We start from the raw sequence: 25,885 nt of genomic DNA, 5'->3' as shown, positions 1-25,885 counted from the left end.
ATTGGTCTAATAAGTGGGAAACCGCTGCGGGGAAACAGCGAGGGGCGAAAGAGAATGCGCAGTGAAAGCACAAGGCTGGCCAAGCCGGTCCTTGAACCGGTCCTTGGACCAGACAGACAGGCCAACAGCGGGAAGGAACCTCAGAGACCCACTACGCCAGGCAGGCCAGCGATGTCCTGAATCTCGGTGTACTGGTACGCCGGGTTGCCAGGACCATGGCCGCGGTTCACGAACACCTTGTGCACGACGCCCATGTCATGGGCCGACATCAGGTCGTAACGCAGGCTCGACGACACATGCAGCACATCCTCGGGATTGCAGCCGAGCGAGTCGAACATGTACTCGAAGGCTTTCAGGCGCGGCTTGTATGCCTGCGCCTGCTGCGCGGTGTAGACGCGGTGGAACGGCGCGCCGAGCATGGCGACATTCTGCTGGATCTGCGCGTCGGCGGCATTCGAGAGAATCACCAGCGGGATTTCCCTGGCCACTCTGGCCAGTCCTGCCGGAACATCTTCATGCGGACCCCACGTCGGCACGGCGTCGTAGTACTGTTGGCCATCGCTGTCCAGGTACTGGATCTTCCACTTCTTGCACAGGCGGCGGACGGCGTTCTTCAGCACCACTTCATAGGGTTGCCAGTCACCGAGTACCTCATCGAAGCGGAAGGCGCTGAAGTCTTCGATGAAATGCTCCATGTGTTCCGCGGGAATCCGATCGGCAAACAGGTCGCGCGTTATCTCTGCCATCCGGAAGCGCGTCAGCGTGCCATAGCAGTCGAAGGTGATGTATTTAGGGCGGAACGTCATGGCTTCTGATCCTCAATGGTGGGTTCCGGGGGAACCTGCGTTTTTGCGCGCAGAAGGGAGTCTTGATTCCGAATGGATTAAAGCACGCAGGCGCACGGCGTTTGTTGGGAAGATCGCTCGTGGCACGCGGTGAAACTGCGGTTTGTCAGGGGCTCTGCGGCATGTCCTGCGGTATGCACCGACGGTGGGCGTCGGGCCGTCCACGACACACCGCCAGCGCGCTGCAGCAAACGCCGATCAGCATGGGTCCGGGACTGACTTTCATCGACTGGCAGGCACGCTCGCACATTCGGCAGGCGCCAGTGCGATCGCATCGCTTGCAAGACTCGGCCGCCGAAGCAGCCAGAGAGACTCCGGCATGGCGGTCGGACCAATCGCGCCGCAGATATTGCTGCCTCAGCCCGCATAACAGCAGCATGCTCCGTGCAGCGCCCCCAATGCAGCACCATGCCGCGCCACTCCACTCCTAAACTTCAGGGGATTCGTTGTTCCGAGTGCCCAGTCATTCTTTCCGAGCCAACGCCATGCCCGATCTTTCCCAACCCCTGCCCCCGCGCTTTGTGCGGCTGGCAGAATCCGACCGCCTTACCATCACGCTGCGCATCGACGGCGTGGCCGCCACCGCGCTGGCCGGCGACACACTGCTGGTCGCCTTGCTCACGCACGGCCGCCGCGTGCGCGACAGCGAGTTCGGCGACGGGCCGCGCGCCGGCTTCTGCCTGATGGGCGCCTGCCAGGACTGCTGGGTCTGGACCCCCGCCGGCGAACGCCTGCGAGCCTGTTCCACCCCAGCCGAGGCCGGCATGGAGGTGCTGACTCGCCCGCCCGCGCACCACTGGCCCGTGACGCCGGACCTGCAGGAATCGCTCGCACGCCACTGCCAGGGAGCCGCCGCATGAACGCGCCCGCGTCTCCGCGCATCGTCGTGGTCGGCACCGGCCCTGCCGGCGTGCGCGCCGCCCAGGCCCTCGTGCAGGCGGGGCTGCGCCCCACCGTGGTCGACGAAGGCCGGCGCGACGGCGGACAGATCTACCGCCGCCAGCCTGACGGCTTCAAGCGCTCCTACGCCAAGCTCTATGGCACCGAGGCCGCCAAGGCCCAGGCCCTGCACCGCGACTTCGACGCGCTGCGTGCGCGCGTCGACTACCAGCCGGACACGCTGGCATGGAACCTGACCGAGGGCGAACTGCACGTGGTGCGCAATGCGCAGCCCCTGGCGCTGCCGTTTGACGCGCTGCTGGTGTGCTCGGGCGCCACCGATCGGCTCATGCCGGTGCCGGGTTGGCACCGCGCCGGCTGCTACAGCCTGGGCGCCGCGCAGATCGCGCTCAAGGCCCAGGCCTGCGCCATCGGCTCCCAGGTCGTCTTCCTCGGCAGCGGGCCGCTGCTCTACCTGGTGGCGTCGCAGTACGTGCAGGCCGGTGCGCGTGTGGCCGCGGTGCTCGACACTGCCCCGGCCACCAAGTCGTGGGCGGCTATCACCGGGCTGCTGGCGCGACCGCGGCTCGCACTGCGCGGCCTCGGACTGATCCGCGCGCTCAAGTCAGCCGGCGTGCCGGTGCTGCAGGGCGTGACGCCGCTGGCCATCGATGGCACCGAGCAGGCGGGTGTACAGGGCGTCACCGTGCGCGATGCACACGGCGGCACGCAGCGCTTCGCGTGCAACGCAGTGGGTCTGGGCTGGCACCTGCGCGCCGAGACGCAGCTGGCCGACCTCGCGCGCTGCGAGTTCGCCTTCGAACCCGTGAGCCGCCAGTGGCTGCCGCGTATCGACGTTGACGGCCGCAGCAGCACCCGCGGCGTCTACCTGGCCGGCGATGGCGCGCGCATCCTGGGCGCCGATGGCGCCGAGGCCGCAGGCCGGCTCGCGGCGCTGGCGGCATTGGCCGACCTCGGGCACGCGCGCGGCCGCGACCTCTATACCAGCGAAGCCGCGGGCCTGCGCCGCACCCTCGACAAGATGGACCGCTTCCGCCAGGGGCTGGCCCGCGCCTTCCCGTGGCCGCACCAGCAGGCCGCCGCACTGCCCGATACCGCGCTGGTGTGCCGCTGCGAGGCCGTGACCGCGGGCGAGCTGCGCCGCTGCGTGACCGAGCTCGACAGCCAGGAACTCAACCGCGCCAAGGCCTTCAGCCGGGTCGGCATGGGCCGCTGCCAGGGCCGCTTCTGCGGCCATGCCGCGGCCGAGATCGTTGCGCACACCTGCGGCATCCCGGTCGAGCAAGTCGGCCGCCTGCGCTCGCAGGCACCGGTCAAGCCGTTGATGATGAATACCCGCGAGGTGGAGGCATGACCAGCACGGCAACCCGCACCCATGACGCCGACGTACTGATCCTCGGCGGCGGCCTGATGGGCACCACCACCGCACTGTTCCTGCGCCAGCATGGCCTGTCGGCCGTGCTGCTCGAGCGCGAACTGATCGGGCGGCAGGCCAGCGGCACCAATTTCGGCAATGTGCGCCGCCAGGGGCGCGCGCTGCACCAGATGCCGCTGGCCAATCGTGCGCGCGCCGTCTGGGGCCGCGTGAAAGAGTTGCTGGGAGAGGATCTCGAGTTCGTTCCCTACGGTCACTTGCGCGTGTGCTATACCGAACAGCAGGCCGCCGTGCTCGAGCAGCATGTCCATGACGTGAAGCCGCTCGGGCTGGACCTGCAGCTCTACACCGCCGAACAGCTGCGCCAGCGCTGGGGCATTTTTGCGCCCGGCATCGTGGCGGGGTCCTATTCACCGCAGGACGGCCATGCCAATCCGCGCCTGGCCGGCCCCGCCTTCGCGCGCGCCGCACGCCGCGCCGGCGCGCAGATTGTCGAGCATGCCGAGGTGATGCAGGTCGAGCACGACGGCGGTGGTTTCCTTGCCCACACCGCCGACGGCCGGCGCTTCCGTGCGCCGCAGATGCTGGTGGCCTGCGGCGCGTGGTCCAACCGCATGGCCAGCCAGTTCGGCGAAGCCGTGCCACTGGACGCACGCGGGCCGCAAATGGGCGTCACCGAGCCCCTGCCCTATGCCATCGGCCCTTCCATCGGCATCTCGTCGCCGATTGAGTTGGAAGGTCTGTACTTCCGCCAGATCGCGCGCGGCAACATCGTCTTTGGCGGCGGCCTCAAGGGGCCCGCGCTGATCGACAGCATCCGTGCCTACGTCAAGCCCGACAACGTGCTGCGCCAGCTACGCGAACTGCGCCGCTTCGTGCCGGCCTTCGAGCATGTGCAACTGATTCGGGTGTGGAGCGGGATTGAAGGCTATACCGCCGACCTGCAACCGGTGATCGGCCCGAGCACCAGGGTCCCCGGGCTGCATTACGCCTTTGGCTTCAACGGCGAGGGCTTCGCGATCAGCCCTGGCGTGGGCGAGACCATGGCCGAGCTGATCGCCACTGGCCGTACCTCGATCCCGCTTGAGCCGTATGCCATCGGACGCTTTGCCGGCACGCGGGCGCTTCAGGAAACCAGCTGACACAACAGGCATCACAATGGACTGCGTCGCTCGTCGCAACGGGTAATGCAGTTTATTGCGAGGACGATAATCAAGGCGGAACCGGCAGTATTTCGGTTCCGCCTGAAACTTCATCAGGCCTCAGTCCGACAGCACCACGAACACCTTGCGCAGCGTTTCGGTCACGTGCCACTCCCCGGTCGTGTTAGCGGAAAAAAAGAGTGTATCGCCTGCGCGGATCTGCTGCGGCTGCCCATGCGTGGGCGTGAACGTGCAGGCGCCAGCGAGGATGTGCATGACCTCGGCATTGGCGATCTGGCGCTCGAACCGCCCCGGGGTGCATTCCCAGAGTCCGGCAAGATTATCGCCGGCGCCGTCCATCTCGACGTCGATACCGCTGAGCTGGGGCGGCGGCTGGGTAAGCGGGCGTGCAGGCGTGCCCTGCTGTGCGAAACCGTCGACGCAGGCCGACTGGCGGATGATGGTGATAGGCATGAGTATTCCAGTTCAGGTCAGGGGAAAACGTCAGGGGGCAACCAGCGCGCGCCGGGCGACTTCGCAAAACCAGCGCACCCCGAGTGCCAGGGCGTCGTCATTGAAGTCATAGCAGGGATGGTGCAGGGGTCGCTCGCCATCCGGACCCGGTTCGGCGCGGCCCTGCCCCAGCCAGAGATAGGCGCCGGGCTTGCGCTGCAGCATGAAGGCGAAATCCTCCGAGGTAAACGCGGCGCGCGGCGCCATCTGCGCCTGCAAGCCGACGGCACGTGCCGCATCCAGCGCCAGCGCTGCTTCGCCAGGACTGTTTACCGTGGCCGGGTAATAGCGGTCGTAGTGGACCTCGACTTCGGTGCTGCTCGCCAGCGCGACACCTTGGGCCATCGCACGCAGGGCAGTCTCGATCCGGTCTTGCGACGCGGCATTGAAGCTGCGCACCGTGCCGGTGATCCGCACCTCGGCCGGTAACACGTTGTGGCTATGACCACCTTCGATCCGCGTGACTGACAGCACGGCAGACTCGGCCGGATCGATGCGGCGCGCGACGATGGTGTGCAGTTGCGACACGAGTTGGCTGGCAGCAAGGATGGCGTCAGCCGTATGGTGCGGCTGCGCGGCATGTCCCCCGCGTGCGCGCAGCACGATATCGAACCGATCTGCTGCCGCCATGATCGCGCCGGGCAGCGTCTGTGCATGGCCGAGCGGCAAGTCCGGCCAGTTGTGCAAGGCATAGACGCTGTCACAGGGAAAGCGCTCGAACAGGCTGTCATCGATCATGCGGCGGGCTCCTCCCTTGCCCTCTTCGGCAGGCTGGAAGATGAAGTGCACCGTCCCGTCGATGCCGCTGCGCGCGAGTTGACGCGCTGCACCCACCAGCATGCTGGTATGGCCGTCATGACCGCAGCCGTGATGCTTGCCGGGCGTGCGGCTCGCATAGGCTACGCGGCCCAATTCCACCATCGGCAGGGCATCCATATCCGCGCGCAAGCCCACGCTGCGCGTGCCGCGACCGGCGCGCAGCGTGCCCACGATACCGGTGCCGCCGATGCCCTCGTGCACCGCGAGACCCAGCAGGCGCAGCGACTGCGCCACGATACCGGCCGTACGGCGCTCCTCGTAAGCCAGTTCCGGATTGGCGTGCAGGTCGCGGCGCAGCGCCACGAGGTCCGGCAGCAAATCCGCCACCGGTTCGGTGATGCGTTGCCAGGTCACGGACGGGTCCCCCCTGTAGCGACATGCCTGGTCCCCGTAGAAAAGGGATGCAGGGGCAAGACTTCGTGACGGCGAAAGGCCATTGGCGCGATCCTGAGAGTGGTGCAGAACAATGAGAGAGGGCATCAGCCAGGCAATGCTGCATCGTCCCTAGAGTAAGGGCAGTACCACCAACGATTGTGGCGATCGCGGGGGGGCGTACCGCAGTGAATTGCGTTTCGCCCCACCGCGCGAGCAGATTGTTCGGCTGGCGTGCAACCCTCGTGTCCGACCCAGTGCCCGTTGCGTTGGCGATGCTGTATCGACTTGCCCCGCGCTAGCACGCAACCATCCGTTCCTCACTATTCCCGCGCAAAAAATATGTTAATGCGAACCACTCTCATTTGCGCCGCTACATTGTGGCGCCTCTTGCTCTTGCCTTTGCTTTTGCCCCGCTCATGCCAGCATTTCCCTCTCACGCCAGGCGCATCGCCAGCCATGCCTGTGGCGCCAGCCTGATCCTGTTTCCTCTGTCCGATGCCGCGCTTGCCCAGGCGCAAGACGTTGCGGCCTCGGCCCACCTTCCTGAAGTCCGCGTCAGCGCGAATGCCGGTACAGGCGGATACGTTGCTGCCGAGGCCAGCGGAGCAACCCGAACTGAAACACCACTGCGCGAAGTACCGCAGTCAGTGCGCGTGGTCACCTCGGCACTGATCGACGACCTCGGCGCGACGCGCCTTGCCGACACGGTCGACTATGTGAGCGGCGTGTCCCGCCTCAATGACTTCGGCGGGACCTGGGACAACTATGCCATCCGTGGCTTCAGCAGCACCGATATGGGATACCTGGTCAATGGCTTTCCCGGCTCGCGCGGCTACAACCCGATGCGCGATGCCGCCACGGTCGAGCGCTTTGAATTCTTGAAGGGCCCTGCCGCGGCGTTGTACGGCAGCAGCGAACCGGGCGGCACCATCAACATCGTCACGAAGAAGCCTCGCTTCATGCGGGCCACTACCGCGGAACTCAGTGCCGGTACGCTTGGCTTCGCGCGTGCCACCGTGGATACCACCGGCCCAATCAACGACCAGTTGGCCTATCGCCTCAATGTCATGGCGGAGGATAGTGCCAGCCGAAGCTCCCTGATTGACAGCAACAAGTATCTGGTTGCCCCCGCATTCGCCTGGGTGCCCGACGATCACACCCTGATTCAGTACGAAGGGGAATTCATGCGCGTGCGCACGCCACTGGACCGTGGCCTCGTCAATGTGAATGGAGAGCTGCCGCTTCCCCGCGACCGCTACCTTCAGGAGCCGAACGACCCCAACCTTCATCTTTCCAGCAACACACATCAATTGACGCTGGACCGCGAAGTCGCCAGCGGCTGGCGGGCCCGGCTTGGCGTCAGTTACAAGGAATCGGGCTTCGAAGGCTATGCGGCTGAGTTCGGCAGCGTGCTGGCGGACGGCCGCACGCTCACACGACGCAACAGCTGGCGAACGCTACCGTCACGCGACACCTCGGCGCACGCCGAGGTGGAAGGCAACTTCCATACGGGTGGGCTGGCGCACAGGATGCTTGTTGGCGTCGAGGCATCGCGCCTGTACATGGGGATGGACATCTTCTATTCGAGCCTGGCGGCAAACCCGTATGCGATCGATATCTACGAGCCGGTGTACGGACAAGCCAAACCGCCGGTATCGCTCAGCATCTCGACACGCGAGAACCAGCGAAACCTTGGCGCCTACCTTCAGGACGAAGTTTCGCTGAATGACCAATGGAAGCTGATGGCGGGTGTCCGGTTCGACAACTACCACCAATCGGTCGCTAACCTGCTTACCGCGACATCGACCCGCCAGAGCCAGACCGCCGTCTCGCCCAGGATTGGCCTGACGTGGCTGCCCACCGCCCAACTCTCGGCATATCTGTCACTCGGCAAGTCGTTCCGCCCCAACAGCGGCGTGGACGAGGCAGGCAATGCGTTCGACCCCCAACATGCGCGCGCCATCGAGGCGGGGCTGAAATGGCAGTCCACGGACGCGCGCGTCGGTGCAACGCTTGCGGTCTTCGATATTCGCAAGAACAACGTCCTGACGCGCAGCCCCACCAACCCCAACTTCAACATCGCCGCCGGCGAAGCCGCGAGCCGCGGGCTGGAGATCGACGTCTTTGGCCAGCTGGATCAGCACTGGCGCATCAGCAGCAGTTTTACCCTGTTGAACGCCAAGGTCACCGAGGATACCGCTATCGCGCCCGGCACCCGCCTGACAAATATTCCCAAGGTCAGCGCGAGCCTGTTCGCGATTCGTGAAGATGCCATGCCGGTCTTCGGCGGGCGGTATGGCATCGGCACAGGCATCGTCTATGTGGGATCGCGCTCAGGCAATGCCACCGACACGTACTCACTGCCCGCCTATGCCACCGTGAAACTGGTCAGCTACTGGCAGATCGATCGCCGCACACGCGTCTTCCTGGACGTTCATAACGTGTTCGACAAGGCCTACTATCCCGCGTCGTGGGGCAACCTCGCCGTCACGCCGGGGCTGGAGCGGCAGTTTGTCGCCGGACTCCGATACCAGTTCTGAATTCCTGCTGATGCGGCACGGCAGGCAAGCCGTGCCTGCGCACAGCATGCCGGACACGACGGCGAATAAAGAATTTCCTTCTGTCGCGGGACCGGAATACGCAACGTGCCACTGAAACCCCGCATCTACAATAGCGGTCATTCTCGCGGCCCTGGCACGGACCATGGCGCAGTCTCGTTATTTCACAGGAAATCGTCATGATGACCCGGACTTTCAACATCGCGGTGATCCCAGGGGATGGCATCGGCAAGGAGGTCATGCCGGAAGGCTTGCGCGTGCTCGGCGCCGCCGCGAGCCGCTTTGGTATTAACCTCAATTTCACCCATATCGAGTGGGCAAGTTGCGATTACTACGCCGCCACCGGAACAATGATGCCGGATGACTGGAAGGCGCAACTGGCCGGCATGGATGCCATCTACTTCGGTGCCGTTGGGTGGCCGGATATCGTGCCAGACCATATCTCGCTGTGGGGTTCGCTGCTGAAGTTCCGTCGCGAGTTTGACCAGTACATCAACCTGCGCCCCGCACGCCTGTTCGAAGGCGTGCCTTGCCCACTAGCCGGCAAGAAACCGGGGGATATCGACACGATCATCGTGCGCGAGAATACCGAGGGCGAGTATTCCTCGGTCGGCGGGGTGATGTATGAAGGCACGGAGCGCGAAGTCGTCATGCAGCAAGCCATGTTCTCGCGGCATGGCACGGACCGCGCGCTCCGATTCGCATTCGATCTGGCCCGGCAGCGGCAGCGCAGGCATGTCACGGTTGCCACCAAGAGCAACGGCATTGCCATCAGCATGCCGTGGTGGGACCGCAGGGCATCCGCTATCGCGGAGGACTATCCGGATGTCAGCTGGGAAAAACAGCACATCGACATTCTGTGCGCCCGCTTCGTGCTGCAGCCGCAGCGCTTCGATGTGGTGGTGGCGTCCAATCTGTTTGGCGACATCCTGTCGGACCTCGGCCCGGCCTGCACCGGTACGCTGGGCTTGGCGCCTTCGGCCAACCTGAATCCGCAGCGCACGTTCCCTTCGCTGTTCGAGCCGGTGCATGGCTCCGCGCCCGACATCTATGGCAAGAACATTGCCAACCCCATCGGCATGATCTGGTCAGGCGCCATGATGCTCGATTTCCTCGACACCGATAACGACGCCGGAAGGAAAGCGCACGACGCGATTCTCGCCGCGATCGAGCACGTTTTGATCCACGGTCCGTGCACAGCCGATCTGGGCGGCGATGCCTCGACCACGGAAATGGGCGAAGCCATTGCCAACGCCATGGAACGCGTCAGTTTCGGCGGGAAAGCGTAGCGGTTCGTCTCACGTGGCTGGCATCGCCCCTCAGGACAATTTTTCCTGTAATTGTCCAGCCTGATGCCAGTCCACGGAATTCCTGTCTTCAGGGCAGAGATCGTGCAAGGAGGCCAGCAATCGCCGCGCCGCATCGTCCCTGCCCTGACGATGCCACAGATGGGCAAGGCTTACCGCGCATCGAAACTCGATGGCTTTGGCCCCTTGGTCGCGGGCCAACTCCATTGCCTGGAAAAAACATGACTCCGCTTCAAGTGCAGCCGCGGATGAACCAGTATCCCCGCACATCGCCTGCAGCACCTCGCCTTTAAGCCTGATCAAGGCAGGCTCATCAAAGCGCTCGCCGGTCTTTTCCACCAGAGCCAGTGCTTCGCCCAACACATGAAGCGCTGCGTCGCCATTTGCAGCACGGCGATAGGCGTCGGCCAGCAAACCCAGCAGTGAGGGTCGTCCCAATACTGCGCCAGAGGCTTCGAGTCCGTCAAAGCCGCGGCGCATCAACGCGATACCGTCTTCGGGTGTACCCTTCGCAGCAAGCGCCCAGCCGCGCAATATCGTCCCCCAGGCCAGATAGAGCTGGAAGCCATGTTCCTCCGACAGCGCGATCGCGGCTTCCGCGCACTCCAGTACCCGCTGCGCGTCGCGCCGGCGCTGATGCAACTCGGCTGCGAAGATCAGGCTGAGCGTGAGACCGAATGGATCGCTGGCCTGCCTGGCCAATGCTATTGCCTCCTCGCTTCGGGCACAGGCCTGTGCCGACAGGCCGAGGTACCAGAGCACCCAACTCAGGGAGCTGCGCATATGGACTGCGGGGTTCCGTGCGTAACGGAGCAGATGAGCATATGCGTGATGAGCGGGCCGGTGCAGTGCCAGGGCTTGCTCCAAATGAGTACGAGCCATGCCGATCTCGCCCCGCCGGAATCGGGTGACGCCCAGCATGCGCTGCGCCTCAGCCGCCTGTTCAGTATCCCCGCTGTCCTCGGCGAGGCAGTGCAGCCCGTCAGCCAAGGCTTGCGCTGTCAAAAGCTGACCCCGCAAAAGATAGAATGACCACAATCCCAACTGCGCCGAAAAGCGCTGCGGTGTTGCCGCTCCCTGTTCGCACAAGGCTAACGCGCGCGTATAGATCGTTTCTACCTCGGGCGCCCCATGGCCTCGCGCCGTGATACACGCAATGCCGAGATTCAGCAGCAGGTTGAGCTCGTCGCGCGCGCGCTCCGGAGAATCTGGCAGCGATCTGAGCAGTTCCAGCGCGTCATTGAAATGACGGATCGCCTCGCGCTGAGCGGAATGCTGTGCGGCATGCTGCCCCGCAAGGGTCAGATACTCGATCGCTTTTCGGGTATTGCCGCTTTTGCTGTAGTGGTGCGCCAGTTCGCTGCAGTAATCCGTCAGGTTGTCGGGAAACAGCGTCTCCATGGCCTGGGCCGTGCGCTCATGCAGCGCACTGCGTCGGTCGCTCAGCAGAGAACTGGCAGCAACCTCCTGGGTCAGCGCATGTTTGAACGCATACTCGAGTTCTGGGAATGCCGGACGTTCGTAAATGAAATCACCCGTCTGCAGCTCGCCCAGCATCGCATGGAGTGCCTGATCAGGTAGCGCCGTGACCTGTCGGGCCAGGCTTAACGTAAACTCCTCGCCGATGATCGCGAGTGTTTGCAGCAACTCCTTCTGGGCGGGCGGAAGGCGGTCAATGCGCGCAGCGAGCACGCCTTGCACCGTGGTCGGCATATGCAGCGACGCTATGCGCTTCTCCAGCCGGAAATCGCCCCGCTCGCCTTGCAGGACCTTCTCTTCGGCAAGCGTGGTGACAACTTCCTCCATGAAAAAAGGATTGCCCTCTGTCTTGGCCTGAATCTCCCGCTTCAACGACTCGAGTGAAGGATGCTCACCCAGCAGTGCCGTGAGAAAACCCTGTGCATCCACCTGACCCAATGGCTCGAGTTGCAGATTGAGGTGGCAAGGTACGCCGCCATCATGGGCGTATTCCGGGCGGTAGTTGACCAGCAGAAGTATGCTTGCACTCGGCACGTGATCGGCGAGGACATTGAGGAAAGCTTCCGTCTCACTGTCCAGCCATTGCAGGTCATCGAACAGCACCATGAGCGGTTGAATCTCGCTTTCACGCACCAGCAGCCGGACAATGGCATCAAAAGTTCTCTGGCGGCGAACAGAAGCTTCCATCATCGACAGTGCCGACCCTCGCTCCCTGGTTCCCATCAAATAGAGAAGGTAGGGAAGCAGTTCCTCCGGCATGCAAGCGATCTCCGCCAGCCTGCCATTGACCTTGCCGCGAATCTGCTGGTCGTCATCCTGCGCGGCAATATCAAAGTACGCTTTGAGCAAGTCAATCAATGGCAGATAGGGGAACGCCTTGCCATGCGAAACCGAAAAGGTTTCGAGCACCTTGCAGCCCTGCTGAGCCCGTGCCTTGAACTCGTGAAACAGACGCGATTTTCCCACGCCGGCCTCGCCGGCTACACCGACGACTCGCCCATGCCCCTGCTTTGCCGAATCCAGGGCATCCTGCAGGCGCTGCAATTCCGCCTGGCGGCCGACAAATCGCCCCAGGCCGCGATGCGCCGCCACTTGCAAGCGGGTACGTAACACGCCGGCGCCGACAACCTCGTACACAGCCAGCGGTTGCTGAATGCCCTTGACCGAAGTGGTGCCCAAGGCACGGAATTCGAAGTAGCCTTCCGTCAGCCGATGGGTCGCTTCGCTGACGAGGATCGATGAAGGTGTCGCAACGCCTTCCATCCGTGACGCAATATGAATGGTGTGCCCCACGGGATCGTAATCGGTGCGCAGGTCATCCTTTCGGATCGAACGCACCACCACTTCGCCAGTATGAACACCGACGCGGATCTGCAGCGGCAAGCCCATCTCCCGATGGCCCCGTTCATTATGACGATGCATCGCTTTCTGCATGCGCAGCGCGGCGTAGAGCGCACGCAACGGGTGATCCTCGTGGGCGATCGGCGCACCGAACAGGGCCAGGATCCCGTCGCCCAGGAATTTGGCAACATACCCCTCAAAGTGGTGAACGGCTTCCATCATCAAGGCCACCACCGGGTCGATCAGATTACGCGCATCCTCGGGATCCAGATGCTGGATCAGTGCCGTCGACCCGGCGATGTCCGCAAAAAGAGCCGTAATGGTTTTGCGTTCGCCATCTGCTTGCCCCCTGGCTTCCATGGCCGCCTGTTCGGCAAGAATGCGCTCCGCAAGGTGCGGCGGCGTATAGAAAACGGGCGCAGCCGGAGCGGCGGCGAATTGGCCAGTGGGCGGAGTTGACAGCAGCATGCCGCAAAGGCCACAGAATTTGGCAGTGGGCCCGGACTCATGGCCGCATTGCGGGCAGATTTGCGCAAGGCTCTGCCCACATTCCTCGCAGAATCGCCCCCCTGCAGGGTTATCGAATCCGCACTTTGTGCAGCGCATATTCCCCTCTGGCCGCAAGGTCTGCCCCCAGTCATTAGAGCGCACATGGAGTACGTCTAGCAACCCGAATCTTATGCACGAGGCTCCGCGAAAGAGCGGCATTGCAGTGGCCTGGACCAGCAAGTCAAAGCCCCGCGCCAGAAGCCTGGGCGGCCACTGCTATTGGTCTCGGATTGACATTGGCCGCGCGCCCTCAACGCTGCAGCAACCCTCGCTCCCAACGTCGCGTTGAAAGTCCACCATCGGAGAACTCGTTGATCCACGAGGCAAGTGGCGAGTAGCGCTGCCATTCCCCACCCGTTGTAGCGCCAGGGATGCCGTCCCTCACGAAACCACAAACCGCCTCTCGTAGCGCATCGCCGACATGCTCAAACACTGCATTTGAGATATTGGCAAGCATTGGAGCATCCGCCCAGTCCTGCCTATTTCCAAACAAGAACGGAAGCTCCAGGCAGTGTGGGCTCATGAGATTCCGAACATCGGTCTGGACATTGAAGAAGTATGGATATGCTGCCTTGCCAGCCTCGCTATTCGCCGGCCGAGAGCACCCAGCCGATAGTTGACAGTAACGACGACAATGTTCCCCGCTCGCGCCAGGCGCTCGCCGTCATACCAAGGCGCGGAGCCGCCACCCGATACAAAGCCTCCTCCATGAATGAACACAAGAACAGGCAATGAATCAGCGTTGACCGGGTCCCACACATTAAGTACGAAGGCGTCCTCCGATTGCGAGTTGTTTCAATGCTGTCGCCCATGACGGCTGCCAATCTCGACCGGAACTGCGGGAACACCATTCCAGACCTGGAAACGTCCAGCTCACCGATCCAGGGCGCAAGTGGCCTGATACCGGAAGATCGACGATTCGGCTCCTCTCGCTCCCCGAATGGTACCCCTTTAAACGCGCATACCCCCTCACTCAATGAGCCCCGTAGCTTCCCACTATTCACGACAATCACCGGGAATTGTCCATTTAATTTCATCAGCTTATATCTCCCAAACCGCGCAGCGCACGAGACAAAAGAAATGCAAGTAGCGCGCAAGCCAATACCGTCAGTGTCAGGCAGGAAATTAACTGGTTGAGTGGAACTCCCAGCTGCACCAGCCACCCTGTTGAACCCGCGCTAGCGAATGAACCGAGCCGCCCGCAGCTACTCGCCCAGCCGACACCCACGCCCCGAACCGATGTCGGATATGCTAAAGCTGAAACGGCACTGATCACGACAATCGGGCCGCTGATCAGGAAGCCAGCTATAAAAACTCCGATCGCGTACAGTGGCATCGAGTTTGGCGAAGCTACCAACGATTGAGTTGGCATTGAAGAGCTGTCCAACCAACAGTCCCGCATCGGCCAGGAATCTACCGGACAGTCGAAAGTATGCAGACGTATTGGCCCCCAGTGACTCGGAACCATTGAACGCAAGATAGTTTGGGCGGTTGGGCGCGGTATCCACCGCATACCGGGCACCACCGGCAATATCGGATGTGTAGGTTGGGCCGGCCCCGACCAGACCACTAATCGTGAGGCCGTCAGCATGGGCCGCCATGCTTCCCACCAGGCTAACAGCTGCGCTTACACGTCGCAGCAGAGGAAAAATTCTGTCGTTTCTACTTAAAAAATTCTTTGAAATACGCCGCTCATTAGTCGACTCCAAGTACATCCTTCTCCTCCATCTATTCTTATAGGACTGCGCTTCAATTCATTGGCTGAAGCTGCATCGATTACATCTGCCTCAGTCAGACGACAGGTGTGTCGATGTTAGTTGCGGGAGAGCGGAACTAGATATGCGGAGTTTGAGAAGCCCTATGCGCTTCCCTCATGACCGGGTTCGGATCCGGGCTGCCTTCGTCTTCAACGCCACGACCGTCGGGTTGGCCGAGGCAGGCCTTGGCTTGACCGTGGTACCGGCCTACGTCGGCATACCGCGCAGGGCCTGTGTGGCGGCATCGCGCAGGCAGGCCCTGAACAGGGTAACCGCCTGCGCCGGCACACGGCCGGAACAGGCAAAGCAACCGATCTCGCCGAATCCCGGCAGCTCCGCCAGCGGCAGGATGGCCAGCATGCCGGCCTCCGCGAACTGCTGCGCCTCCGTGCGCGGCATCAGGCCGACCGTTTGCTGGTCGAGCATCAGCGCGACATTGGTCAGCACGGAAAGGGATTCGACCACGTTCGACGGCGCGCCCAGCCCGGCTTCAAAGAAGAGCCGTTCGGCCGTCCGGCGCAGGGAGGAATCGCGCGTCGGCAGGATCCACGGGAACGCCAGCATTTCCGCCAGGCTGGTGGCGTTGCGCGAGGCCAAAGGATGATGGGCGCCGCCGACCGCGCAAAGCTGCTCCGCATAGAGCGCCTCGGCTTCGAGCCCAGGCAACTTGCCCTGCCAGCTGCCGTCGTCGGGAATCCTGGCCACCACCAGGTCGAGGTCGCCGACGCTCAACGCGGGAAGCAACTGGTCCATCTGGCCCACGCGCAATGTGACGACCACCGCCGGGGCCCGCGCCTTGAGCAACTGGATGGCACGCGGCAGCAGCACCGCCGACGCCGAGATCAGCGTGCCAACCAGCACCTGTCCGGCGGCGCCCTCCTGGAAGGCGTTGACCTCGTCGGTCATATGGCGCAGCTCCGCCAGCAGGGACTTCGACCGCCTGGCCACCAGCTCGCCGAGTTCGGTGGCGGTGACGCCGCGGTTGCCCCGCACCAGCAAGGGGCCGCCGAAATGGCCCTCCAGTTCATGGATCACCTTGGTGACCGCTGGCTGCGTCAGGTTGAGTTCCTGGGCGGCGCGCAGGATCGAGCCGCTGCGCAGCACCTGCTCGAAGACGATGATCTGGGCAAAGCGCAGTTTCCTGCCCAGGGAGTTTGCGTGATGTGCCATGGAGATGCAGGGACAAAGGATAGGGCTGGCGGCGCGGCGCGGACGCCCTGGCCCGCAGCCTTGCTATTCTAGTTAGGAATACACGACGACGAAACTTTCATTTTTCAGGAATACAACGCCTGCCTACACTGCGTCTCAGATCATCGCCCGGAGGCCGCACCGTGTCGTCACGCCCCATTCTGTTTCGAAACTATGTCGATGGCCGCTTCGAGGAGGCAGCCAGAACCTTTCCCAATATCTCGCCGGTCGACGGCACCGTGATCGGCCAGGTCTGCGAGGCCGATGCAGGCCTGGTGGACCGCGCGGTGCGGGCCGCGCGCGCCGCCCTGGAAGGCCCATGGGGCAAGACCAGCCCCGCCGAGCGCGCCAGGCTGCTCCATGCGATCGCCGACGGCATCGAGAAGCGCTTCGATGCCTTCGTGGCGGCGGAAGTCGCCGACACGGGGCGCCCACAGCATCAGGCGCGCGCCCTGGATATCCGCCGCGGCGTACAGAACTTCCGTACCTTCGCTGAACTGGCCGGCCAGGCCGGCGGCGAATACTTCGACATGCGCACAGCCGATGGCGATGTCTTCAGCTACACGGTGCGCAAGCCCCATGGCGTGGTGGGCATCATCTCGCCCTGGAACCTGCCGATGCTGCTGATGACCTGGAAGGTCGCGCCGGCACTGGCCTGCGGCAATGCCGTGGTGGTCAAGCCGTCCGAGGAGACGCCCGGCAGCGCCACGCTGCTGGCCGAGGTCATGCTTGAAGCCGGCGTCCCGGCGGGCGTCTTCAACCTCGTGCACGGCTTCGGCGGCGGCTCGGCGGGTGAGTTCCTGTCGCGGCATCCGGACATCGACGCCATCACCTTTACCGGCGAATCCCGCACCGGCAGCACCATCATGAAAGCGGTGGCGGACGGCGTGAAGGAGGTGTCGTTCGAACTGGGCGGCAAGAATGCCGCGGTGGTGTTTGCCGACTGCGATTTCGACAAGGCCGTGGCGGGCGTGATGCGCTCCAGCTTCACCAATACCGGCCAGGTCTGCCTGTGCTCGGAACGGGTCTATGTGGAGCGCCCCATCTTCGAGCGCTTCGTGGCGGCGATGAAGGCCCGCGCCGAAACGCTGCGCATCGGCTATCCCGACGCCGACGGCGTGGAAATGGGCTCGCTGATCTCCCACGGCCATCGCGACAAGGTGCTGTCCTACTTTGCGCTGGCGCGCGAGGAAGGCGCCACCGTGGTCGCCGGCGGCGGCGTGCCGCATTTTGGCGACGCGCGCGACAACGGCGCCTATGTCCAGCCCACGATCTGGACCGGCCTGCCCGACTCGGCGCGCTGCGTGCAGGAAGAGGTGTTCGGCCCGGTCTGCCATATCGCGCCGTTCGACAGCGACAGCGAAGTGGTCGCGCGCGTCAACGATTCCCGCTACGGGCTGGCGGCGTCGGTCTGGACCCGCGACCTGGCGCGTGCGCACCGCGTGACCCGGCAGTTCGACGTGGGCATCGTCTGGGTCAACACCTGGTTCTTGCGCGACCTGCGCACGCCCTTCGGCGGCACCCGCCTGTCGGGCATCGGGCGCGAAGGCGGACGCCATTCCCTCGATTTCTATTCCTCCCTGACCACCATTTGCGTCAACCCCTGAGCCAGTTACGAGAACCCGCATGCTGAACCCTGAACTCATCAAGGCCGCGGACCGCCTCTGGTCCGCCGCCGAGCATGGCCAACCCTGCCCGCCTGTGCGCGATGTCATTGCGCAGGCCGCCGGCGCCGGTGCCGATCCGGTGGCGCTGGCCTATGCCATCCAGCAGCACAACACCGAGCGCGCGCTTGGCGCCGGGCGCCGCCTGGCCGGCCGCAAGATCGGCCTGACCTCCACCGTGGTGCAGCGCCAGCTGGGCGTGGACCAGCCCGATTTCGGCATGCTCTTTGCCGACATGGCGCGCCAGGACGGCGAGGAGATCGATTGCGGCGACGTGCTGCAGCCCAAGGTCGAGGCGGAAATCGCCCTGGTCCTGGAGCGCGACCTGCCGCATGCCGTTCACACCGTTGCCGATGTGATCCGGGCCACCGCCTTTGCCCTGCCGGCGATCGAGATCGTCGGCAGCCGCATTGCCGGGTGGGATATCCGCCTGACCGACACCATCGCGGATAACGCCTCGTCCGGCCTGTTCGTGCTGGGCACGCGGCCGGTCAGCCTGTCTGAGCTGGACCTGGTCAACTGCGGCATGAGCATGGAACTGGCAGGCGAGCCGGTTTCGGTCGGCGCCGGCGCGGCCTGTCTTGGCAATCCGCTCAATGCCGCCGTCTGGCTGGCCAACACCATGAGCCGCGTCGGTGCGCCGCTCAGGGCCGGCGACATCATCCTGACCGGTGCCCTTGGCCCCATGGTGACGGTGCAGCCGGGCAACGTCTTTACCGTCCGCATCGAAGGACTGGGCGCCGTGACGGCGTCGTTCCAGGCCACCAGCAAAGGAGACGCCTGACGTGATTCCCTGCAAGGTTGCCATCATCGGTTCCGGCAATATCGGCACCGACCTGATGATCAAGGTCCTGCGCCACGGCAAGCACGTGGAGATGGGCGCCATGGTCGGCATCGACCCCGCCTCCGAAGGCCTGGCACGCGCGGCGCGGCTCGGCGTGCCGGTGACGTCGGAAGGCATCGACGGCCTGCTGGCGATGCCGGGATTCGGCGACATCCGCATCGCCTTCGATGCCACGTCCGCCGGCGCCCACGCCCGCCACAACGCAGCGCTGCAGGCGCGCGGCGTGCGCGTGATCGACCTGACGCCGGCCGCCATCGGACCGTACGTGGTGCCCAGTGTCAACGCCGGCGCGCATCTCGACGCGCCAAATATCAACATGGTGACGTGCGGCGGCCAGGCCACCATCCCGATGGTAGCGGCGGTGGCCAGCGTGACCGCGGTCCACTACGCGGAGATCGTGGCGTCGATCGCCAGCAAGTCCGCCGGCCCCGGTACGCGCGCCAACATCGACGAGTTCACCGAGACCACCTCGCGCGCCATCGAGACCGTGGGCGGCGCCACCCGCGGCAAGGCCATCATCATCCTGAACCCGGCCGAGCCGCCGCTGATCATGCGTGACACGGTCTGCTGCCTGACCGATGAAGCCGACTCCGGCGCGATCGAGGCCGCCGTGCAGGCGATGGTGGAACGCGTGCAGGCCTATGTGCCCGGCTACCGCCTCAAGCAGCGCGTGCAGTTCGACCGCATCGACGGCCCGGTGAAAGTGCCCGGCCTCGGCCCGATGACCGGGCTGAAGACCACCATCTTCCTGGAAGTGGAAGGCGCGGCGCACTACCTGCCCGCCTATGCCGGCAACCTGGACATCATGACCAGTGCCGCCCTGGTTTGCGCCGAACGCGTGGCGGAATCGCTGGGTAGCGGCCTGGCCGCATCCCCGGCGGCAGCCTGAGGAACCCGACCATGACCAACAAGAAGCTCTATATCTCCGACGTGACCCTGCGCGACGGCAGCCACGCCGTGCGCCACCAGTATTCGGTGGCGCAGGTGCGCGCCATTGCACGCGCCCTTGACGAGGCCGGCGTCGATTCGATCGAAGTCGCGCACGGCGATGGCCTGGCGGGTTCCAGCTTCAACTATGGCTTCGGGGCCCATGCCGACGTGGAATGGATTGCCGCCGTGGCCGAAACGGTGCAACGCGCCCAGGTCGCCACCCTGCTGCTGCCGGGCATCGACACCGTGCATGACCTGCGCGAAGCCTATGCCGCCGGCGCGCGCGTGGTCCGGGTGGCCACGCACTGCACCGAGGCCGACACCGCGCGCCAGCATGTCGAGACCGCCCGCGCCATGGGCATGAATGTCGCCGGTTTCCTGATGATGAGCCACATGGCTTCCCCGGCAACGCTGGCGGAACAGGCGAAGCTGATGGAAAGCTACGGCGCCCATTGCGTCTACGTGGTGGATTCCGGCGGCGCCCTCACCATGGACGGCGTGCGCGACCGCTTCCGCGCCTTCAAGGATGCGCTGCGGTCCGAGACCGAAACCGGCATCCATGCCCACCACAACCTCAGCCTGGGCGTGGCCAACAGCATCGTCGCGGTCGAGGAAGGCTGCGACCGTATCGATGCCAGCCTCGCCGGCATGGGCGCTGGCGCCGGCAATGCGCCGCTCGAGGTCTTCATCGCCGCGGCCGACCGGCTGGGCTGGCATCACGGCTGCGACCTGTACCGCCTGATGGACGCCGCCGACGACATCGTCCGCCCGCTGCAGGATCGCCCGGTCCGCGTCGACCGCGAAACGCTGGCGCTGGGCTACGCCGGGGTGTACTCGAGCTTCCTGCGTCACGCGGAAAGCGCGGCCGCCAAATACCAGCTCAAGACTGTGGACATCCTGGTCGAGCTGGGCCGGCGCCGCATGGTTGGCGGCCAGGAAGACATGATCGTCGACGTGGCGCTCGACCTGCTGCAGGCTGGCGTCAGCAAGCGCAAGGAGGCAGCATGATCAGCCGTAACACATTTATCGCAGCCGCTCTGGACGACGCCGCACGCGGCGCCGAGGCGGTTGCGCAATTCAGCGCCACCACGCCCTTCTCGCTCGAGCAGGCCTACGCCATCCAGGCCTTGTCGATCGAGCATCGCCGCCAGCGCGGGGAGCGGCGCATCGGCATCAAGCTGGGTTTCACCAGCCGCGCCAAGATGGTCCAGATGAGCGTCGACAGCCTGATCTGGGGCTGGCTGACCGATGCCATGGTGGAGGAAGACGGCGGCCGCATACTGCTGGACAACTACATCCACCCCAGGGCCGAGCCGGAAATCTGCTTCCTGACCCGGCGCGACATCGATCGCCCGCTGACCTTGCTGGAGGCCACCGACTACCTGGAGGCCGTGGCGCCCGCGATCGAGATCATCGATTCGCGCTACCGCGACTTCCGGTTCACACTCGAGGATGTGGTTGCCGATAATTGCTCGTCGGCCGGACTGGTGGTGGGCCCATGGTCGCGCCAGTTCGACGCGCTGGCCAATCTCGGCGTCGTGCTGCGCATCGATGGCCGTGTTGTGCAGACCGGCTCGACCGCCGCGATCCTGGGGCATCCGCTGCGCAGTCTGGTGCAGGCTTCCCAGGTGCTGTCCAAGGCCGGCGCAGTGCTCCCGGCCGGCAGCCTGGTCATGGCCGGCGCGGCCACCGCTGCCGAAGCCCTGGCCCGCGGCAATCATGTCTGCGCGACGGTGGGCGCGCTGGGCAGCGCCGCCTTCCACGTGGCGTGAAAACCACCGGCCCGGTGGCGCCAGCCGTCGGGCCGGTCAGGAGGAGACCCTCATGTTTCGGAACTATCTTCGCAACGCCTGCATCGCTGCCCTGACCCTGGCCGCGCTTGGGCAGGCCGCGCACGCGGGCAGCTATCCCGAGCGGCCGGTCGCGCTGATCATCCCGGGTCCGGCAGGCGGTACGCCCGATGCGGTGGCCAGGCTGATCGGCGAGTCGCTGCGCGAACGGCTCGGGCAACAGGTTGTGGTCGACAACCGCGCCGGCGCCAACGGCTTCATCGGCGTACAGGCCGCGGCCCGCGCCCAGCCGGATGGCTACACCTTGCTGATGGGATTCGCCCAGACCATGGCGCTGAACCCCGCTACCTTCAAGCGCATTCCCTACGATCCGCTGCGCGACTTTGCGCCGGTCGCCCGTCTGGTCGAGTTCGAACTGGTGCTGGCCGTGCCCGCCTCGCTGCCGGTAAAGACCGTCGCAGATCTGGTCGGTTGGCTCAGGACGAACAAGGGCAAGGCCGCCTTCGGCTCCTTCGGAGCCGGCTCGCCTTCGCAGTTTGCCGGTGAAATGTTCGCACGGAGCAGCGCAACGGATGCGCAGCATGTGGCATACAAGGGTTCGGCCCCGCTGGTGACCGATCTGGTTGGCGGGCAGGTGCAGTATGGCTTCGTGGTACTGCAGGTCGCCCAGCAGCTGGCCAAGGCCGGCAAGGTCAGGCTGCTTGCCGTGACGGGCAGTGCGCGCCAGGCCGCCGCGCCGGAGCTTCCGACCATGGCCGAGGCCGGCTATGGCGACGTCGTGGCGACAGGCTGGTATGGCATCTATGCACCCAAAGGCACGCCGGAGCCGATCCTGCAGCGACTCGAACACGAGATCGGCGCAGTGATGCGGAGCCCGGACCTGCAGCGCCGGCTCGCCGAACAGGGCGTACGGCACGCCTTTGCCGGCCGTGCAGCCTTCCAGGCATACGCCCAGGCCGAAATCGACCGCTGGCGTGACATCGTGCAGAAGACCGGCTTCACTGCGCAGGACTGACAGCATCCATGAACGCCACCATGAACGCCATGAATTCCAAGCGCTCGCCGGCGCCTGGCCGGCCGAATCTCGTCTTCATCCTTGCCGATGATCTTGGCTACGCCGACCTGGGCTGCTACGGCGGCCGCGCTCCGGTTTCGCCCAACCTGGACCGGCTGGCGGCCGAGGGCGTGCGCTTCACCGATGCCTACGCGAACTCCCCGGTCTGCTCGCCCAGCCGCTTTGCGCTGATGACGGGCCGCTACCAGTACCGGCTGCGCGGCGGCGCCGAGGAGCCGATGACGGGGCGCGCGCGCGGGCAATCCCATCTGGGCCTGCCTCCCGGGCACCCGACCCTGCCATCGCTGCTGCGCGAACACGGCTACCGCACCGCGCTGATCGGCAAGTGGCACCTGGGCTTCCCGCCGCACTTCGGCCCGCTCAAGAGCGGCTATGACGAGTTCTTCGGCCCGCTCGGCGGTGGCGTGGACTATTTCACCCACTGCGACCGCGGCGGCACGCACGATCTCTACGAGAACGAGCATGAAGTCGAGCGCAGCGGCTACCTGACCGACATCCTCAGCGAGCGCGCGGCCGACTGGCTGCAGGCGGTGCCGCCGGACGCGCCCTTCATGCTGAGCGTGCACTACACCGCCCCGCACTGGCCCTGGGAGACCCGCTCCGACCAGGCGGAGTCCGAACGCATCCGGGCGGCGATCCAGCATACCGACGGCGGCTCGGTCGAAACCTACCAGGCCATGATCCGGCAGATGGACGAAGGCATCGGCCGCATTCTCGATGTCCTGGCCAACAGGGGCCTGGCGGAGAACACCCTGGTAGTCTTCACCAGCGACAACGGCGGCGAGCGCTTCTCCGACACGTGGCCGCTGTCGGGCAAGAAGATGGATCTGCTCGAAGGCGGCATCCGCGTGCCCCTGATCGCGCGCTGGCCGGCAATGATCCCGGCCGGCGGAATCACCCCGCAGGTGGCCATGACCATGGACTGGTGCCCCACCATGCTCGATGCCGCGGGCATTCCCCCCGCGCCGACGCACGAGCCCGACGGCATCTCGCTGCTGCCATGCCTGGCCGACCCCGCCCGGGCCAGTCCGCGCACGGTCTATTGGCGCATGAAGTACCGCGCTCAGCAGGCGGTGCGCCATGGCAGCTGGAAGTTCCTCGCGGTGGACGGCAACGAATACCTGTTCGATCTGTCCCGCGACGCGCGCGAACGCGCCAACCTGGCCAGGCGCGAGCCCGCCATGCTGGACGCCCTGCGCAATTGCTACCGGGACTGGGCCCAAGGCATGCCGGAGATTCCCGAGCAGGCCGGCGTAGAACTGGTCTACACCCATAAAGACATGCCGTGACAGACGGCGAGCCAAGGAGAACAAGCATGCAAGCAACGTCGACATCGTCCGTGGTGGCCGGCAAGGCAACACCGCGCGGCACCTTCCCCCATGTGCGACGGGCCGGAGACTTCCTGTTCGTGTCGGGCACCAGTTCCCGCCGGCCCGACAACAGCTTCGAAGGTGTGGAAGTCGATGCCATGGGCACGACCTCTCTCGATATCCGTGCCCAGACCCGGGCCGTGATCGGGAATATCCGCGATATCCTGCGCAGCGTCGGCGCGGATCTCGCCGACGTGGTGGAGGTCACCAGCTTCCTGGTCGACATGAACGACTTCGGCGGCTACAACGTGGTGTACTCGGAGTACTTCGGCTACGAGGGCCCTACCCGCACCACGGTGGCCGTGCACCAGCTTCCGCATCCCCATCTGCGCATCGAGATCAAGGCGATCGCTTACCATCCGCTCGCGCGCTAGGAGGCCTCATGCTCAAGTACGGTCTTCCGTTCAGTTTTCCCGAATGGATCGACGAGCACGCCCACCTGCTCAAGCCACCAGTGGGCAATCAGCAGGTCTGGAAAGACGCCGACATCATGGTCACGGTGGTGGGCGGGCCCAATCACCGCACCGACTACCACGACGACCCGCTCGAGGAGTTCTTCTACCAGATGCGCGGCAATGCCTATCTGAACCTCTGGATCGACGGTCGTCGCGAGCGCGTGGACCTGAAGGAAGGCGACATCTTCCTGCTGCCGCCCCATGTAAGGCATTCGCCGCAGCGGCCCGAGGCCGGCAGCGCCTGCCTGGTGATCGAGCGCCAGCGCCCGGCCGGCATCGTGGACGGCTTCGAATGGTATTGCGACGGCGAGGATGGCTGCGGCCACCTCGTCCATCGGGTGGAAGTGCAGTTGCAGAACATCGTCACTGACCTGCCCCCGCTGTTCGAGGCCTTCTATCGCAGCGAGCAGCACCGCCGATGCCCCAACTGCGGCAGGATCCACCCGGGCAAGGGTGCCTGACGCGTTATCACACCGCTTTAACCATCATGAAGAAGATTGATATGCACGCCCACTTCTTCCCGCGCATCACGCGGGAAGAAGCCGCCGCGCTGGACGCGGACCATGCACCCTGGCTTGCCATCGACGCCGATGGCGAAACCGGCCACATCATGGTGGGCGACCAGCGCTTCCGGCCGGTCTATCGCGCGCTGTGGGACCCCGCCCTGCGCATCGAGGAAATGGACCGCAACGAACTGGACATCCAGATTGTCTGCGCCACGCCCATCATGTTCGGCTACCGCTACGAAGCCAGCGCCACGTCCGCATGGGCGCAGCGGATGAATGACCTTGCCCTCGAGCATTGCGCCTACCGGCCCGATCGCCTGAAGGCGCTGGCGCAGGTGCCGCTGCAGGACCTGGACCTGGCCTGCCGCGAGGCATCGCGCGCAAGGGCCGCCGGCCATGTCGGGGTGCAGATCGGCAACCACCTGGGCCCGCACGACCTGGATGACCGGCACCTGGTCGATTTCCTGGTGCACTGCGCGAACGACGGCATTCCGGTACTGGTTCATCCGTGGGACATGATGACCGACGGCCGCATGAAGAAGTGGATGTTGCCGTGGCTGGTGTCGATGCCCGCGGAAACCCAGCTCGGAATTCTTTCGCTGATCCTGTCCGGCGCCTTCGAGCGCATTCCCGAGACCCTCAGGCTCTGCTTTGCCCATGGCGGCGGTGGCTTCGCCTTCCTGCTGGGCCGGGCGGAAAACGCCTGGCATTGCCGCGATATCGTCCGCCAGGACTGCCCGCATCCGCCGTCCCATTACGTGAAGCGCTTCTTCGTTGACAGCGCCGTGTTCGACGACCGCGCGCTGAGGCTGCTGGTCGAGGTCATGGGCGCCGACAGGGTGATGCTGGGCTCGGACTACCCTTTCCCGCTGGGCGAGCAGCAGATCGGCAAGCTCATCGCCGACAGCCCCTGGCTCGACGACAAGACCCGGGGACAGATTATGGCGGCCAATGCCGCGCGATTCTTCGGCCTGGCAGAGTGACGGGTTATGTTCCCACACTGCCGTTGCCACCCCCGCAGCACACCGTTCGTCCCGTTCGCCCCAACGGCAGCTAATCGACCAACCCTTTACAAAAACTGAACACGCCTTCACTACCACCAC

General features: G+C 64.8%; 22 protein-coding genes. 15 read left to right on the top strand and 7 right to left on the bottom strand.

Annotated elements, in window-relative coordinates:
* Positions 1-140: 140 nt before the first annotated feature.
* Entirely contained in the window at positions 141-806 is a 666-nt protein-coding gene (locus VSR71_RS18245) for a haloacid dehalogenase type II (RefSeq protein WP_342915246.1), read from the bottom strand.
* A gap of 524 nt (positions 807-1,330) precedes the next feature.
* Here VSR71_RS18245 and VSR71_RS18240 point away from each other — a divergent pair.
* Genes VSR71_RS18240 through VSR71_RS18230 form a run of 3 tightly spaced genes read left to right on the top strand, consistent with a single transcriptional unit; the run spans position 1,331 to position 4,262 of the window.
* The gene (locus VSR71_RS18240; RefSeq protein WP_342915245.1) at positions 1,331-1,705 is read left to right on the top strand and encodes a (2Fe-2S)-binding protein; all 375 of its coding nucleotides are present in this window, start codon (positions 1,331-1,333) and stop codon (positions 1,703-1,705) included.
* On the top strand, positions 1,702-3,099 hold the full coding sequence (locus VSR71_RS18235) for an NAD(P)/FAD-dependent oxidoreductase (protein ID WP_342915244.1): 1,398 nt from the start codon (positions 1,702-1,704) through the stop codon (positions 3,097-3,099). Before VSR71_RS18240 ends, VSR71_RS18235 begins: the two co-directional genes overlap by 4 nt.
* Positions 3,096-4,262 (top strand): FAD-binding oxidoreductase, encoded by a 1,167-nt coding sequence (locus VSR71_RS18230; protein ID WP_342915243.1) that lies wholly within the window; start codon positions 3,096-3,098, stop codon positions 4,260-4,262. The genes VSR71_RS18235 and VSR71_RS18230 overlap by 4 nt, the downstream gene beginning before the upstream one ends.
* Positions 4,263-4,382: 120 nt before the next feature.
* Here the strand turns inward: VSR71_RS18230 and VSR71_RS18225 are convergent, their stop codons facing one another.
* Complete coding sequence (locus VSR71_RS18225) at positions 4,383-4,736, bottom strand: cupin domain-containing protein (protein WP_342915242.1); 354 nt, start codon at positions 4,734-4,736, stop codon at positions 4,383-4,385.
* Between the two features lie 30 nt (positions 4,737-4,766).
* On the bottom strand, positions 4,767-5,948 hold the full coding sequence (locus VSR71_RS18220; RefSeq protein ID WP_342915241.1) for an amidohydrolase: 1,182 nt from the start codon (positions 5,946-5,948) through the stop codon (positions 4,767-4,769).
* Between the two features lie 383 nt (positions 5,949-6,331).
* On the opposite strand from VSR71_RS18220, the gene VSR71_RS18215 reads away from it, so the two are divergent.
* Entirely contained in the window at positions 6,332-8,509 is a 2,178-nt protein-coding gene (locus VSR71_RS18215; protein WP_342915240.1) for a TonB-dependent siderophore receptor, read from the top strand.
* Between the two features lie 200 nt (positions 8,510-8,709).
* The gene (locus VSR71_RS18210) at positions 8,710-9,816 is read left to right on the top strand and encodes a tartrate dehydrogenase (protein ID WP_342915265.1); all 1,107 of its coding nucleotides are present in this window, start codon (positions 8,710-8,712) and stop codon (positions 9,814-9,816) included.
* Between the two features lie 30 nt (positions 9,817-9,846).
* Here VSR71_RS18210 and VSR71_RS18205 read toward each other — a convergent pair whose 3' ends face one another.
* From VSR71_RS18205 to VSR71_RS18190, 4 genes are all read right to left on the bottom strand, one after another.
* Positions 9,847-13,260: an adenylate/guanylate cyclase domain-containing protein gene (locus tag VSR71_RS18205; RefSeq protein WP_342915239.1), complete on the bottom strand. Its 3,414-nt coding sequence runs from the start codon at positions 13,258-13,260 to the stop codon at positions 9,847-9,849.
* Positions 13,261-13,722: 462 nt separating this feature from the next.
* Positions 13,723-13,962 (bottom strand): carboxylesterase family protein, encoded by a 240-nt coding sequence (locus VSR71_RS18200; RefSeq protein WP_342915238.1) that lies wholly within the window; start codon positions 13,960-13,962, stop codon positions 13,723-13,725.
* A 446-nt stretch (positions 13,963-14,408) separates the two neighbouring features.
* Positions 14,409-14,912, bottom strand: coding sequence for a hypothetical protein (locus VSR71_RS18195; protein ID WP_342915237.1), 504 nt, complete (start codon positions 14,910-14,912; stop codon positions 14,409-14,411).
* Between the two features lie 255 nt (positions 14,913-15,167).
* Positions 15,168-16,130, bottom strand: a complete 963-nt coding sequence (locus VSR71_RS18190) for a LysR substrate-binding domain-containing protein (protein WP_342915236.1) — start codon at positions 16,128-16,130, stop codon at positions 15,168-15,170.
* 161 nt (positions 16,131-16,291) lie between these two features.
* Here VSR71_RS18190 and VSR71_RS18185 point away from each other — a divergent pair, with 161 nt between their 5' ends.
* Genes VSR71_RS18185 through VSR71_RS18140 form a run of 10 tightly spaced genes read left to right on the top strand, consistent with a single transcriptional unit; the run spans position 16,292 to position 25,765 of the window.
* Entirely contained in the window at positions 16,292-17,755 is a 1,464-nt protein-coding gene (locus tag VSR71_RS18185) for a 2-hydroxymuconic semialdehyde dehydrogenase (protein ID WP_342915235.1), read from the top strand.
* A 19-nt stretch (positions 17,756-17,774) separates the two neighbouring features.
* Positions 17,775-18,596 carry a 2-keto-4-pentenoate hydratase gene (locus VSR71_RS18180; RefSeq protein ID WP_342915234.1) on the top strand — a complete coding sequence of 274 codons (822 nt, stop codon included), beginning with the start codon at positions 17,775-17,777 and terminating at the stop codon, positions 18,594-18,596.
* A 1-nt stretch (position 18,597) separates the two neighbouring features.
* Positions 18,598-19,545, top strand: a complete 948-nt coding sequence (locus VSR71_RS18175; RefSeq protein WP_342915233.1) for an acetaldehyde dehydrogenase (acetylating) — start codon at positions 18,598-18,600, stop codon at positions 19,543-19,545.
* Positions 19,546-19,556: 11 nt separating this feature from the next.
* On the top strand, positions 19,557-20,594 hold the full coding sequence (gene dmpG / locus VSR71_RS18170) for a 4-hydroxy-2-oxovalerate aldolase (RefSeq protein ID WP_342915232.1): 1,038 nt from the start codon (positions 19,557-19,559) through the stop codon (positions 20,592-20,594).
* Entirely contained in the window at positions 20,591-21,358 is a 768-nt protein-coding gene (locus VSR71_RS18165) for a 2-keto-4-pentenoate hydratase (protein ID WP_342915231.1), read from the top strand. Before dmpG ends, VSR71_RS18165 begins: the two co-directional genes overlap by 4 nt.
* Before the next feature lie 52 nt (positions 21,359-21,410).
* The gene (locus VSR71_RS18160) at positions 21,411-22,391 is read left to right on the top strand and encodes a tripartite tricarboxylate transporter substrate binding protein (protein ID WP_342915230.1); all 981 of its coding nucleotides are present in this window, start codon (positions 21,411-21,413) and stop codon (positions 22,389-22,391) included.
* Positions 22,392-22,399: 8 nt separating this feature from the next.
* Complete coding sequence (locus VSR71_RS18155) at positions 22,400-23,740, top strand: sulfatase family protein (RefSeq protein ID WP_342915229.1); 1,341 nt, start codon at positions 22,400-22,402, stop codon at positions 23,738-23,740.
* A gap of 26 nt (positions 23,741-23,766) precedes the next feature.
* Positions 23,767-24,195, top strand: a complete 429-nt coding sequence (locus VSR71_RS18150) for a RidA family protein (RefSeq protein ID WP_342915228.1) — start codon at positions 23,767-23,769, stop codon at positions 24,193-24,195.
* Positions 24,196-24,203: 8 nt separating this feature from the next.
* Entirely contained in the window at positions 24,204-24,737 is a 534-nt protein-coding gene (locus tag VSR71_RS18145; RefSeq protein WP_342915227.1) for a 3-hydroxyanthranilate 3,4-dioxygenase, read from the top strand.
* 26 nt (positions 24,738-24,763) lie between these two features.
* Positions 24,764-25,765, top strand: a complete 1,002-nt coding sequence (locus VSR71_RS18140) for an amidohydrolase family protein (RefSeq protein WP_342915226.1) — start codon at positions 24,764-24,766, stop codon at positions 25,763-25,765.
* Positions 25,766-25,885: the final 120 nt, after the last annotated feature.

This window comes from Cupriavidus oxalaticus (assembly GCF_038900635.1).
GTDB lineage: Bacteria > Pseudomonadota > Gammaproteobacteria > Burkholderiales > Burkholderiaceae > Cupriavidus > Cupriavidus oxalaticus_B.
The sequence above is the reverse complement of the archived record's forward strand: the minus strand, read 5'-3'. Positions and strand labels throughout refer to the sequence as shown.